Origin of the sequence: Gluconobacter sphaericus (assembly GCF_016757795.1) — a bacterium.
Taxonomy (GTDB): domain Bacteria; phylum Pseudomonadota; class Alphaproteobacteria; order Acetobacterales; family Acetobacteraceae; genus Gluconobacter; species Gluconobacter sphaericus.
This window is the reverse complement of the sequence record NZ_CP068419.1, coordinates 1,370,053-1,382,382: the sequence shown is the minus strand read 5'-3', so window position 1 is coordinate 1,382,382 and position 12,330 is coordinate 1,370,053. Positions and strand designations below refer to the sequence as shown.

Below are 12,330 nucleotides of genomic sequence, written 5' to 3'. Positions count from 1 at the left end.
ATCCATGATCGAAAATGCGAAAATAGACCGATAATTCCATCATGATCTTCGACCGCATCACCGAATCCATCCTGCGCATCCTCCAGCACGACGGACGCCTCAGCAATGCCGAACTTGCACAACGTGTGGGCCTTTCCCCGTCGGCCTGCCTCCGACGCGTCCGCCTGCTTGAAGAACAGGGTGTCATCCGGGGTTACCGAGCCGTCATCGACGAACGCTCGGCCCACAAGCTCACCACCGTTATCGTTCAAATCACCCTTGAGCGCCTGACGGATGAAACGTTGCGCCGATTCGAAGCCCGTATCCGCGAGTGCCCCGATGTCCGGGAATGTTACCTCATGACGGGTGAAGCCGATTACCTGCTCCACGTCGCCGCGCGGGATCTCGCTGATTATGAACGCATTCACAAAGAAGAGCTCTCCCGCCTCCCCGGAGTCGTCCGCATCCAGAGCAACTTCGCAATCCGCCCCGTCGTCCAACGCTGGATCAGTCAGGACCCTTCCTGATTCACCAAAAACCAAAAATGCGTTTGCGAACCATTTGCATTTGAACTAGGTTCTCTTCATCGGTCCCTGTGAACGGAAGCCTGCTTCTCCATGATCGTCTGCTCATGCAACGCGCTGTCCCATCAGGACATCGAAATCGCCATCCACAACGGCGCATCCCGGCCAGCGGAAATCTATTCAGCCCGAAAATGCAAAGCCAAGTGCGGCAACTGCGTCCCCGGCATCGTCTGCCTTCTGCGCTCCGCCCTTCAAAAAACACAGATGGAACAGACGCAGCTCAACGCCGCATAAAAAACAACCCGGACTAAGCCGGGTTGCTGGAAGTCATACTGTAAACGCAGCTTCAGTCCTGATCAGGCGCCGAAGCAGAATTCTTCTGGATGTAACGCTCGATGCCGACCTGCTTAATAAGGTCGAACTGTCGGTCGATAAAGTCTTCGTGTTCTTCTTCATTGACGAGGATTCTCAGCAGAAGATCACGCGAGACATAGTCCCGGACGCTTTCACAGTAAGCAATTCCGTCCCGCAGATCCTGAATGGCCTTCTCTTCAAGCTTCAGATCGCATTCCAGAATTTCCTGAACCGTCTGACCAATCAGAATCGGGTTCAGACGCTGCACATTCGGCAGACCACCCAGAAACAGGATCCGCTCGATCAGCCAGTCCGCATGACGCATTTCCTCGATAGACTCGTCATACTCCTTCTTCCCCAGATGGGTCACGCCCCAGTGCCGGAGCGTCCGGGCATGAAGGAAATACTGGTTGATCGCCGTCAGCTCATTCGTGAGCTGCGTGTTAAGATGCTCGATCACAACAGGATCTTTGATAGCCATGGTCACAGACTCTCCGAAAAAAGCTGAAGATATCGAATACGGGGAACAAAAGAAAATCATATTCCCGAAGACTGGCGGGACAAGCCCGCAAAGCTGTCGCACCCAGATCGTTATGCACGATAGCACCATACCATCCAGCGGGTGACAGCTTTTGATCTGCTCAAAACGCAGATCAAAAGCTCCCCCAAGAACCGTTAATCAAATCACCAAAAGCCCGAAAATCACGTGCCAAGCGCATCAATTAATGGTTCTTCGATCCCTCCACCTGCTCCAGCCCCGTTTCCGGATCAACCAGAAGACCGTTACGGATCACGAGATCAAACACGTGCGCGCCCTTTCACGACGTCCGGACTACCTTCAGTGAGACAAGTCCGAAAACAGCACTAGCAGATCCTCAATGGCAGGCGCGATACTGGCCACAGGAGTACGCTCGTTCAGACCGTGCATAAAGGAATCCGAATTTTTGATAAAAATCGGACTGATCCCGTAGCTCGGCACATCATGGGAACGGAACCACATACTGTCACTGGCACCTGAAGACAGCGCAGGGAAAACGGCCACCCCCGGATAGGCAACCTGCATCCCATGCTCGATCGCCTTGATCACATCCGGACGCATCGGAGACGCGGCAGTCTGAACCGACCCTTCTGTCGCATCCTCAATCTTCATGGACGGATCCTGCGCAGCCTGACGAAGTTCGTCCATAATGGCTGTCCGCGGATGACCCGGGAAAATCCGGCAGTTGATATCGGCCGTCACCTTCTGCGGCAAGGCATTCAGCGCATGCCCCCCCTCGATCATGGTCACGACGCAGGTCGTTCCGATGCGACCAATATAGGAAGGATCTGAAGACAGTGTACGAATAGCTTTTTTATCCGCAGGGTTTTTCGCAAAAGCCTTCATGGCAGCTGCCATCTCCGGCTCCTGCCAACGCGCTGCATTCAGGAAATAGCTACGGCTGAGCTCATTAACTTCCGGTTTGAAACGGTGCTGCTGGATCCGCAGAAGATCAGCCGCAAGCTCATCGATCGCATTCACCGGACGCGGTTCGGAGGAATGCCCCCCCGGATTGGTCACAGTCAGGCGGAAATCGGCATAATTCTTTTCCGCACCTTCCCAGGTGAAATAATCCGGCTTCCCTGTCTTCTCATCAAGCGTGCCATTCGCGCCGTCCATGTTCAGCACCAGTTCGGCATGAGAGAGCTTGTCCGCAATGATGGCGCCCGTCGCCATCGTGGTCTCCTCATCCCCCGAAAACTCGATGATGATATCACGCCGCGGCTTGTAACCTTCGCGTTTGAGCTCCAGAAGGGCAGAAATCGCCAGCGTGTCATCCAGCTTCATATCCGTGGAGCCACGACCCAGAAGATAGCCGTTCTCGATCTGCGGCTTGAACGGATCATGCGTCCAGTCCGACGCCTTGGCTTCCACAACATCCATGTGCCCTGAAATCACAAGAGGCTTGAGGGACGGATCCTGTCCTGGCCAACGGGCGATCAAATAGGCCGTGTCCTTGTAAGGCGTGATCGTAATATCGGACGGGGCAAAACCGCCCTTGACCAGCGCATCGCGGAACAGCGCAGCCACTTGCGGCGTCTGGTTTCCCGGACCCGCGACCGAGCGCAGCGCAATGGCTTTTTCAGCCAGATCCAGAGCCTGGTCCGCCGCAGCCTGATGATCCGCCGGCGCACTAAACGCCTGGGCCACCATCAGATCGCCAGCCAGCAGCAGAAAACTGCTTTTCAGCAGGGCCTTGCCCATCCGCTTCCGAGAAAGCCGCGTCCGCTTGAATACGTTCATGCCTTACCCCTTTTAATGCCCTGAAAATCAAGAGACGAAACCACGATCAGACGCCGCCTTTCTACTCCTGGAGGGAACATCATTTCGCAAGAAAACGTTTTTTATTCAAATCGTTCCTCGCTGCGACGACATCGATTTCGACCAACCAGTGCGGATTTGTCAGATGCGGAACTTCGATAACGGTCCGGGCCGGAAAACCACTTCTGAACCTGGCACGATAAGCCTGCATCATGCCGTCAAAATCCATGTGTCCTAGCCGCGGATCAGCCATCAGATAGACATGCATCTGCACGACATCCTGCAATGTCATCCCGAAATGCCCAAGCGCCTGCGAGATCTGATCCAGCGCACTCCGCGTCTGCTCCGCAGTTGTCGTGCCGGACGCCCTGTCCGGCGCAGGCCCCAGACCGGAGACATAAACCGTCTCTGCTCCTGCCGGGACCTGAACAGCCGCCGAAATCGGAAAATTATCCTTCGGATCGGAATAGCGCTGCACGGTCTGCGCCGACGCACCCTGCACACTCCCCGCCACCCCGACCGCAAACAGACCGATCTGACAGCTCTTACACCACACACGCCGCAGCATGTCAGCAGGAAGAAGAACGCGAGACATCGCCGACACGGCTCCTTCGGGATACGGCCGCATAAAACAGACTGGTTACAACCAGACTGACCAGCCAGGAAACGTCCACTTTTTGAAGATATGGAACAAAAAATCCCGTAAAGAATTCATTTTTCAAAAAAGGAATTTCGACAAGGACACCCAGAACATAACTTCCCACAGCGGCCCAGTTTACATACCCGTATATACCGCCATCTTTTCGGAAGAATGAATCAACATCATAGTCTCCATGACGCAGAACATAATAATCATACAGATTGATTGCAGTCCACGGCACCATGACAGCCATCAGGATATCCAGAAAAGCCGCATAGGATTTCATGAAGGTATCCGCCATTCCCAACGCGAAGAACAGCGATAGCCCCAGCAGCGCACATGTCAGAACAACGCGGCTTCTCAAAGCTGCACGCCATTCAGGCAGAAAGGTCTGGATGATCGTGATGCTCGACAGCGCCCCGCAATAAACACTCATGGCATTAGCCAGAGCAATGGACAGAGACAGAACCACCAGCACCGGCGCGCCCCACACTCCCGCCAGATGCCCCAGCGACTGTACCACGCTCTCGCCAGGCCATTGCAGGACCAGAAAGGCGCCCAGGATCATCGGGAGGATCGTGCCAAGCACAGTCCCCCCATAACTCGCCCAGAAAGTATTCCGGACGGACAGACTGTCCTCGGGCAGATAGCGAGATGAGTCGGAAACATACGGCGCATAGGCAATCTGCCAGAGTGCCGCGATCGAAAACATACCACAGAAACCGGCGACCGAACCATGAAGCTCCATAAGAAGCGTGATCGGCATGTGCCAGAACCCGACCACCAGACAGTACATGACTGCAATTCCGGACAGCCATGTCACAGCCTTTGAACACGCGTGGATCGCCCCATATCCCAAAATACAGGGAACGAGACTGATGAAGGCCAGCAGCAGAACCGCCGGAACCCGCCCCAACACAGGCAGAGCATCGTCCAGCGCCTCACCACCCACAACACAGTTCGAAGCCGCAAACCCGATATACATCAACACGACCAGTACAATGATCGGAACCGCACCCCAGACTCCGAACTGACCGCGACTCTGCACCATCTGCGGCACACCCAGAACCGGACCCTGCGCGGCATGGAGCGCCATGAAAACCGCGCCCACCAGATTGCCTGCAATCACGGCGACAATCGCCCAAATCAGGGACAGATCGAAAATCTTCGGTCCGAGCGCCCCGGTTACAATCGTCAGGAGCGTCATGTTCGTACTGAACCAGACCGTAAACAGGTCGCGGACACGTCCATGCCGGTGTTCCGTCGGGATCCGATAGATCGTATGAACCTCGACGGACTGATGGAATTCAGCCCTGCGCACCTGTTTCGTCATCAGAATTCCGCCTTGAGCGTACCATAGTACTGACGCGGCGCACCCACGAGGAAGGACTGGTAGTCACCCGACATCGGCACACCATTTTCACCCATCGTAGAAATATATTTCGTGTTCGTCAGGTTATAGACATTGAACTCAAAAGTCAGGTTCTGCACGAAACCCAGGCTTCTGGAATATTTCCCAAGGCTACCAAAACGATACCGCGCACCCAGCGTCTCGATCCAGTAAGAAGGAATTTTCATGTCCCCTGTATAGCTGTAATTGCGTGTGCCAAGGAACTGGGTATCGAGATGCGCGGAGAAATTCTGCCACTCATAGGCCAGACTCGCCTTGTACATAAAGCGCGGATAAGCAACGATCTGCTGCCCCTTGGTGTGATAGGTCGTTCCGGCTTCCGTAACGTTGTTGTCATAAGTCGCGTGATTGTAGCTGATGCTGTTATACAGCGAGAGCCCCTTGACGGGCATCAGCGTCAGACCGGCATCCACACCGTTCATGGTCACGCCACCCACATTCGCAACCGTAGAAATCGGATTGACGATCGACCCCGACGTCACCTGCTGCAGACGGTTGTGGAAATTCGTTCTATACGCATGCACGGACGCCAGAGCATATTTGTGCGTAAAACGATAACCGACCGCAAAATTCCAGTCCGTCTCAGGCTTCAGACCACCATTCTGCAACAGCTGATTATACGCGGACTGTGAAACGGAAAAAGGCGATGCCCCTTCCTTGAAGGCCTGTACAGGATAGGACTTCACGTTCTCCGCGATGTCGAAATACAGCTCGTGATGTTTCAGGAAATGCCAGTCTCCGCTGAAATGCGGCAGGAACGCCCTGGCCGTCGTAATGCTGCCACCTGCGATCTGACCAACGCCCGTATAGCTCTCATCATTGGCATACTGCCCACCCCGCACCGTCTGCAGAAGCGACTTAAAGCCGAAATGCAGGGAAAGGTTGGGCAGAACATGATACGTGTCCTGCACGAAAGCCGTAAAGCTGTTGGAATTAAGGTTCTGCCCCCACAGCGTGGCATAAGGGTCAGGAAGTTCCCCAACCGAATTGACAGGCTTGGCCTTCCCGGATTCCACATCCGAAAGCAAGGGTTCCTGATAAGCGAAACGCCCTACATCGGTATGGAAATTCTCATACCAGACGCCACCGCTGATATCGTTATGCGCGATCTGATAATGAAGCGCGGACGTAAAACCGAAGCGCTGGGAATGCGTCACGGTCGCCTGGTCGATCAGCGGCGCACCATTGGGAGAAGAAACATACGGATTGGCCCAGGTTCCGCGCAGATACTGCCCATGACCGTACACAACACTTTCCCAACGCAAACGATCCGTCAAAGCCAGATTTGCTTTCAGACCACCCAGATAATCACGCTCAACCAATGCACCATCGTAATAGGATGCATCCCACGGATCGGACATCTTGGAATAACCCGCCGGCAACGCACCACCCGGAAGACCATTTGCTGAAAGTGCGGACAGATAGGCTTTTTTGTAGGCGTTGGGCGTACCGTAAAAGTTGTCGAGCCGGTATCCACCATTCTTGAGCATGTCGAAAGACATATCCTGATACAGATAGCTTTGCGTCAGGTTGTAATCAAAGAAAGAAGAAATACTGCTGTGCTCACCAATCGGCTGCACAAACTTGGCGTTGACCTGCTGACCGAACTGGTCCCCGCCCCCTTTCCACTTATTCTGCGAATTGCGCATGTAGGAGACGTAAAATCGGGTGCCGCTCTTATTCAGATCGCCACTATCCATCCGCAAAAACGTATGAAATCCACTGTTTGAGCCAAAGGTCTGTGACGCCAGACCACCCGCCTTGTGTTTGGGGTCGGAAGAGACATACTCGACAGCACCACCCAGATTGCTGGTACTGGCAACAGATTCAGCCCCTGCTCCCATGGAGACATCCATCCGGCCGACATTCTCGGCAGAAATTGCGTTAACGGAGTTCAGACCGTTGAAGGTATGAAATTCCTGATCACCCAGCGGAATACCATCCAGCGTCATGCCGATCTGGTTCTGCAGGAATCCGTGCATGTAAAACTGGGTAGACCAGGTATCCATCCCCTGCGGATCATCTGACTGGAACATGATGCCCGGCTGACGCGCCAGAACCTTGAGCGGATTAGTGCCTGGCACCGCGTCCGCCAGCGCTTCGGAAGATACAGTCGTAACGGCACCGTGAGGAACGTGGCGGGCTGTCACCTGCATGCTCTCGCTTTCCAGCGCCTCACGCGCTGTAGCACGACGGGCCCGCACGGCCTTCGAGTGAACAGGAGCTACCTTGCTAGGATTGTGATGGACGACGGGACGGGCCTGCTTCCTGGGATCTGCGGCCTGGGCCGCACAGCAAGAAAATGCCGTCGATGCGAGAACCCAGACCAGAAACGAAGATGCACCCTTTCGTCTCAGATCCGACTGAATTCTGCTTCCTGAAACGGGAAAACAACAGGCATCCTGATCCGGTAATGGAATGTTATTCTTGGACATCATATTCCCGTACTTTCCCAAAGCAGTCGTTTGAAGGAGACACCATCAGTCACTGACAGGCTACAGAGGAAACCGAAAGGCATGCGGCCTTTTCGCAAGAGACCATGTCATTACGGAAAAAGGTTGTCTATATCTATTCTGATATCGAACTGGTTTTTTGGAAATTTCTCACCCCTAGCAAAGACTATACCGGCATCATTTTTCGTCCGAAATTCCTCAAAATATATCCTTTTATCAATATTCTATTCTTTCCGATTCTACCCTTTTCCGAAAAGAAAAATTCCCCTGCAAAAAGCGCATGAGAAGGTTTGAAAAACACATCTGAAGCCCCTCCGACCTCTGGATATCCCAAAGAATCTATGGTTGTATTTACAAGCTGAATAACTCCCTCCCCATACAGCCCCATCCCATTCTTCCCGTGGAGCCATCGCATGAACACCGCCCCTGAATGTCGAACCTCCCCCCTCTCCCTGGCCCGGGCTGAAGTCCGTCAACTGCCGGTCTATAATGCGGGCTTGTCAGAAGACGCCGTGCGGGCAAAATACGGAATTCCCCGGATCACCAAGCTGGGAAGCAATGAAAACCCTTATGGGCCATCGCCCGCGGCTCTAAAGCACTGGACAGAAATAGCCTCCAGCCTGTTCCGCTATCCGGATGCTTCCGCAGAGGGGCTTCGGGAAGAGCTGTCACGTCAGACCGGAATCGACACGGACCGGATTGTTATCGGAAACGGCTCCGAACAGATCATCCGTATGATCTGCGAGGCCTTTCTGTCCCCCGGAGACCGCCTCGTCACGGTCCTGCCGTCTTTCGGGCTGCATCTGATCTGGCCTCAGATGATGGGGGCCCAGGCAGAGGCCATCCCCATGACGACAGATGCCCGCTTCGACTTGCCACAGCTGCATCAGGCTGTAGCATCCGGCCCCCTCAAGATCCTGATGTTCTCCAACCCATCTAATCCGGTCGGCTGCCTAATGACAGGCGACGCCATGCAGAAACTCATCGACGCCTGCCCCGCAGACACGCTGATCGTCATCGACGAAGCCTACTGGGAATATGCGTGTTCCAGTCCAGACTATGCCGACAGTCTCGCCATTCTCCAAAAGCAGTCCCGCCCTTGGATGGTCCTGAGAACCTTCTCAAAAGCCTATGGTCTGGCCGGACTGCGCGTCGGTTATGCCCTGACATCTGATCCCGGCCTCACCGCCGTCATGACCCGCGTCCGCGATCCCTTCAACAGCAACAGTGCGGCGCTGGAAATGGCCCGACTGAGCCTGCTCGATCAGGAACACATGCACAAAACGGTGGACGCCACCCTGACCGAAGGCAAAGCGCTAAAAGCGGCTCTGGAAGAGCGCGATTATTTCGTCGCACAGTCCTTCGCCAATTTCCTGTTCTTCAACGCCCACGAATCCGCGTCAACTCTCGCCGAGAGCCTGCTCGAGCAGGGCGTCATCGTCAAACCCTGGAAGGAAAAGGGTTACGAGACCTGGATCCGTGTCAGCATTGCGCGCCCCGAAGACAGCCAGGCCTTCCTTGCCGCCCTTGATCGCGTCCGTCAGCCCTTACACTCCTCCGCAGCCTGAGAAGGAACGCGTCATGACCGGCCCCTCTGCCGCCGAACGCGCCGCCCGGCGTCTCGCTCCTCTTTTCGGAGATCGCCTGACCGCCAACGAGACGGTCCGCGATCATCATGCCCACGGCGAAGGATGGCGCCATCCGGATCAGACCCTGCTGCCAGCCTATGTCCTGTTCGCCCGCACAACGCAGGACGTATCCGACGCCCTGCGGATCTGCCACGAAGAAAACGTTCCCGTGATTCCCTTCGGCGGTGGCACCTCCCTTGAAGGACAACTGACGCCTGTTCCGGACTGCGTCAGCCTCGATCTGTCCATGATGACGGATATTCTCGACGTCTCGCCCGAAAACCTGACCTGCCGCGTGCAGGCCGGTGTCACGCGGCAGGACCTGAACCTCCATCTGCGAACACAGGGCCTGTTCTTTCCGGTCGATCCCGGCGGCGAAGCAACATTTGGCGGAATGTGCGCCACCCGGGCCTCCGGCACCGGAGCCATGCGTTACGGCACCATGCGCGCCAACGTGCTGGGCCTAACAGCAGTGCTGGCCGACGGACGAATCCTCCATACGGGCGGTGCCGTCCGCAAGGCAGCCACAGGCTACGATCTGACAGGGCTGCTCATCGGCTCCGAAGGTACATTGGCCGTCATCACGGAAGTCCAGGCCCAGCTCCATCCCATCCCCGAAGCCGTGGGGGCTGCGGTCTGCCAATTCCCGACACTGGCCAGCGCCGTGGAGACAGCCGTACTCGTGATCCAATGCGGCCTGACAGTCGGCCGGATGGAACTGCTCGACGACGTCCAAATGGATGCCTGCATCCAATATTCCCATCTTACGGGCTACGAAGCCCTCCCCACCATGTTCTTCGAGCTAACAGGCTCACCCGCCAGTGTCGCGGAGCAGGAAACAGTGCTGCGCGATCTCGTGGAAGGCCAGGGCGGCCAGTCCTTCCGTTGGGCCACCGCCACCGAAGAGCGCAACACACTCTGGAAAGCACGCCATGACGCCTTCTGGGCCTGCATGGCCTATCGCCCCGGCTTCAAGGGTATCACCACAGACGCCATCGTCCCTATCGCCGCACTGACGGAACTCATGACCGGCGCCAGAGCTGATATCGACGCCTCCGGCCTGCTGGCCCCCATTGTCGGCCATGTCGGCGACGGCAATTTCCACACCGTCATCCTGATCCCACCCAATGACGCGGATGCCGAAAAGCGCGCTCTTGAACTGGACCATAAAATCATCCGCCGCGCGCTATCGCTCGGCGGTTCCGCAAGCGGCGAACACGGAATCGGGCTCGCAAAACAGATCTTCATGACCGAAGAGCACGAGCCTGCTGCCCTCTCCGTCATGCGCGCCATCAAGACCGCGCTGGACCCAAAGAACATCCTCAACCCCGGAAAACTCGTTCCCGCAGACGTGCCATGAGCATGCGGCACATCCATCTGCACACCGTGCCGGCAAGCCCATGGAAAAATGGAGCCGGCACCACCCGCCTGCTGATCGAACAGCCGGAATGGCGCCTCAGTGTCGCCAGCATCACCCGGTCCGCACCGTTCTCCAGTTTTACGGGTCTGTTCAGACAGATGGGGCTTCTGACAGGAAACGGCGTCCGACTTCATCCCGTTTCGGGCGCTCCACCCCTTCTGCTGGATCAACCCGGCAGCGTGATCCGGTTCAGCGGCGAGCTACCCCTGACAGGCGCACCTCTGAACGATCCGATCGAAGTCCTGAACCTGATGCGTCCCGCGAACAGGACAGGCCCGGACCTGACTGCCGTCACGTCGGAAGATCTTCCTTCAGATGGCCTTCTGGGTTTCGTCGTCGCAGAAGGACACTGGGAGGTCATGGCAGGAGAGCAACATTACACGCTCGCACCAGGAGACATTCTCCTGAACGAAATTCCCTTTGAACTCACCGTCCTGAAAGCGGGCCAGATCGCCTACGCCATCAACTGACCGGCCGGAGCGCTGCAGGTCCTTGTGCCCGCAGCGACGCAAGATCCACCATTCCGCCCAGACGCAGGACATCGCGGATTTCACCGCCCAGCCCGTCCACCAGACTGCGAACGCCTCTCTCGCCATCTGCAGCAAGCGCCCAGGCCCAGGGACGCCCGATCCCCACGGCTTTCGCACCCAGCGCCAGCGCAGTGACAACGTCGCCACCCCAACGGACACCGCCGTCAAGAATGACGTCCGTCTCCCCCTTCAGGGCTTCGACAATGTCCGGCAAGACAGAAAGCGACGACGGGGCCGGGTCCATCTGCCGTCCTCCATGATTGGAAACAATCACGGTCTGCGCCCCCGCCTTCTGGCAGGCCAGCGCGTCCCCAGCATCCATAATTCCCTTAACGGCAAGCTGCCCCGGCCAGACAGAGCGCAGCCAGTCCAGATCTTTCCAGGTTAGGGTAGGATCAATCTGAGACGCAGCATTTCTTGCCTGCTCCATCAGGTTACTGCCCATACCGTAGGGCGCCAGATTGCCGATTTTCGGCATCCCGTTCCGCAGCATCCCCGCCGTCCAGCGCGGATGCGCGGCCATGGACAGCACATGCCGCAGGGACGGGCGCGTCAGATTGCGAAAACCATTGCGCACATCGCGCAACCGAAGCGGCGTAATCGGTGTATCAACCGTCAGGATGATGTTCCGGATGCCGCAGCTCTCCGCCCGGCGCAGCATGTCGCGGGTAATGCCCCGGTCACGAAAGACATAGATCTGGGCCGCGAGCGTCACGCCCGGCACCCGGGAGAGCGTCTCCAGCGACTGGATGGCGAATGTGGACACCGCCATCGGCAGACCCGCCGAAGCCGCAACCCGCGCAGCCCGGATTTCACCGTCCGGACACATCAGGCCACCAAAACCCAGCGGTGCAAACATGAACGGGAGCCGATGCGTGGCTCCCAGAAAAGACCCGGACAGATCGCACTCCGAAACATCCACCAGACATTTCGGAACAACCGCCCAGCGGTCAAAGGCCCGGCGGTTGGCCCGGACGGTGCGCTCCGAATGCGAACCACCGTTGACATAATCCCGGAAAATACGGGGAAGAACCCTGTCAGCCCGCCAATGCAGAGCCGCGATGCCGTGATAATTCATTCCCCGTTCTTCTT

11 protein-coding genes are annotated in these 12,330 nt (G+C 56.6%); 5 read left to right on the top strand and 6 right to left on the bottom strand.

Going from position 1 to position 12,330, the window contains the following annotated elements:
- Positions 1-41: 41 nt before the first annotated feature.
- Together IGS75_RS06580 and IGS75_RS06575 are read left to right on the top strand one after the other, a co-directional pair.
- The gene (locus IGS75_RS06580) at positions 42-506 is read left to right on the top strand and encodes an Lrp/AsnC family transcriptional regulator (protein ID WP_202257973.1); all 465 of its coding nucleotides are present in this window, start codon (positions 42-44) and stop codon (positions 504-506) included.
- Positions 507-596: 90 nt separating this feature from the next.
- Positions 597-797, top strand: a complete 201-nt coding sequence (locus IGS75_RS06575) for a (2Fe-2S)-binding protein (protein WP_141351981.1) — start codon at positions 597-599, stop codon at positions 795-797.
- Between the two features lie 52 nt (positions 798-849).
- On the opposite strand, the gene bfr is transcribed toward IGS75_RS06575, so the two are convergent.
- The 5 genes from bfr to IGS75_RS06550 all read right to left on the bottom strand — a co-directional run bounded on the left by bfr (position 850) and on the right by IGS75_RS06550 (position 7,645).
- Positions 850-1,338 (bottom strand): bacterioferritin, encoded by a 489-nt coding sequence (bfr, locus tag IGS75_RS06570; RefSeq protein ID WP_141351979.1) that lies wholly within the window; start codon positions 1,336-1,338, stop codon positions 850-852.
- Positions 1,339-1,695: 357 nt separating this feature from the next.
- Entirely contained in the window at positions 1,696-3,138 is a 1,443-nt protein-coding gene (locus tag IGS75_RS06565; protein ID WP_272929783.1) for a M20/M25/M40 family metallo-hydrolase, read from the bottom strand.
- Positions 3,139-3,217: 79 nt separating this feature from the next.
- Complete coding sequence (locus IGS75_RS06560) at positions 3,218-3,751, bottom strand: RidA family protein (protein WP_202257972.1); 534 nt, start codon at positions 3,749-3,751, stop codon at positions 3,218-3,220.
- Entirely contained in the window at positions 3,726-5,129 is a 1,404-nt protein-coding gene (locus IGS75_RS06555) for a purine-cytosine permease family protein (RefSeq protein ID WP_202257971.1), read from the bottom strand. Before IGS75_RS06555 ends, IGS75_RS06560 begins: the two co-directional genes overlap by 26 nt.
- Positions 5,129-7,645 carry a TonB-dependent receptor gene (locus IGS75_RS06550; RefSeq protein WP_202257970.1) on the bottom strand — a complete coding sequence of 839 codons (2,517 nt, stop codon included), beginning with the start codon at positions 7,643-7,645 and terminating at the stop codon, positions 5,129-5,131. The genes IGS75_RS06555 and IGS75_RS06550 overlap by 1 nt, the downstream gene beginning before the upstream one ends.
- A 428-nt stretch (positions 7,646-8,073) precedes the next feature.
- On the opposite strand from IGS75_RS06550, the gene IGS75_RS06545 reads away from it, so the two are divergent.
- Genes IGS75_RS06545 through IGS75_RS06535 form a run of 3 tightly spaced genes read left to right on the top strand, consistent with a single transcriptional unit; the run spans position 8,074 to position 11,178 of the window.
- Positions 8,074-9,228, top strand: coding sequence for a histidinol-phosphate transaminase (locus IGS75_RS06545; protein ID WP_202257969.1), 1,155 nt, complete (start codon positions 8,074-8,076; stop codon positions 9,226-9,228).
- Positions 9,229-9,241: 13 nt separating this feature from the next.
- Entirely contained in the window at positions 9,242-10,648 is a 1,407-nt protein-coding gene (locus IGS75_RS06540; protein WP_202257968.1) for an FAD-binding oxidoreductase, read from the top strand.
- On the top strand, positions 10,645-11,178 hold the full coding sequence (locus IGS75_RS06535; RefSeq protein WP_202257967.1) for a HutD/Ves family protein: 534 nt from the start codon (positions 10,645-10,647) through the stop codon (positions 11,176-11,178). The genes IGS75_RS06540 and IGS75_RS06535 overlap by 4 nt, the downstream gene beginning before the upstream one ends.
- Here the strand turns inward: IGS75_RS06535 and IGS75_RS06530 are convergent.
- The gene (locus tag IGS75_RS06530) at positions 11,171-12,316 is read right to left on the bottom strand and encodes an alpha-hydroxy acid oxidase (RefSeq protein ID WP_202257966.1); all 1,146 of its coding nucleotides are present in this window, start codon (positions 12,314-12,316) and stop codon (positions 11,171-11,173) included. The two genes, IGS75_RS06535 and IGS75_RS06530, sit on opposite strands and share 8 nt — an antisense overlap.
- Positions 12,317-12,330 lie beyond the last annotated feature (14 nt).

What these genes read in the sequence shown, in the direction of transcription:
- IGS75_RS06580 (WP_202257973.1), top strand. Translation starts at nt 42, where the DNA reads ATGATCTTCGACCGCATCACCGAATCCATCCTGCGCATCCTCCAGCAC.
- IGS75_RS06575 (WP_141351981.1), top strand. Translation starts at nt 597, where the DNA reads ATGATCGTCTGCTCATGCAACGCGCTGTCCCATCAGGACATCGAAATC.
- bfr (WP_141351979.1), bottom strand. Translation starts at nt 1,338, where the DNA reads ATGGCTATCAAAGATCCTGTTGTGATCGAGCATCTTAACACGCAGCTC.
- IGS75_RS06565 (WP_272929783.1), bottom strand. Translation starts at nt 3,138, where the DNA reads ATGAACGTATTCAAGCGGACGCGGCTTTCTCGGAAGCGGATGGGCAAG.
- IGS75_RS06560 (WP_202257972.1), bottom strand. Translation starts at nt 3,751, where the DNA reads ATGTCTCGCGTTCTTCTTCCTGCTGACATGCTGCGGCGTGTGTGGTGT.
- IGS75_RS06555 (WP_202257971.1), bottom strand. Translation starts at nt 5,129, where the DNA reads ATGACGAAACAGGTGCGCAGGGCTGAATTCCATCAGTCCGTCGAGGTT.
- IGS75_RS06550 (WP_202257970.1), bottom strand. Translation starts at nt 7,645, where the DNA reads ATGATGTCCAAGAATAACATTCCATTACCGGATCAGGATGCCTGTTGT.
- IGS75_RS06545 (WP_202257969.1), top strand. Translation starts at nt 8,074, where the DNA reads ATGAACACCGCCCCTGAATGTCGAACCTCCCCCCTCTCCCTGGCCCGG.
- IGS75_RS06540 (WP_202257968.1), top strand. Translation starts at nt 9,242, where the DNA reads ATGACCGGCCCCTCTGCCGCCGAACGCGCCGCCCGGCGTCTCGCTCCT.
- IGS75_RS06535 (WP_202257967.1), top strand. Translation starts at nt 10,645, where the DNA reads ATGAGCATGCGGCACATCCATCTGCACACCGTGCCGGCAAGCCCATGG.
- IGS75_RS06530 (WP_202257966.1), bottom strand. Translation starts at nt 12,316, where the DNA reads ATGAATTATCACGGCATCGCGGCTCTGCATTGGCGGGCTGACAGGGTT.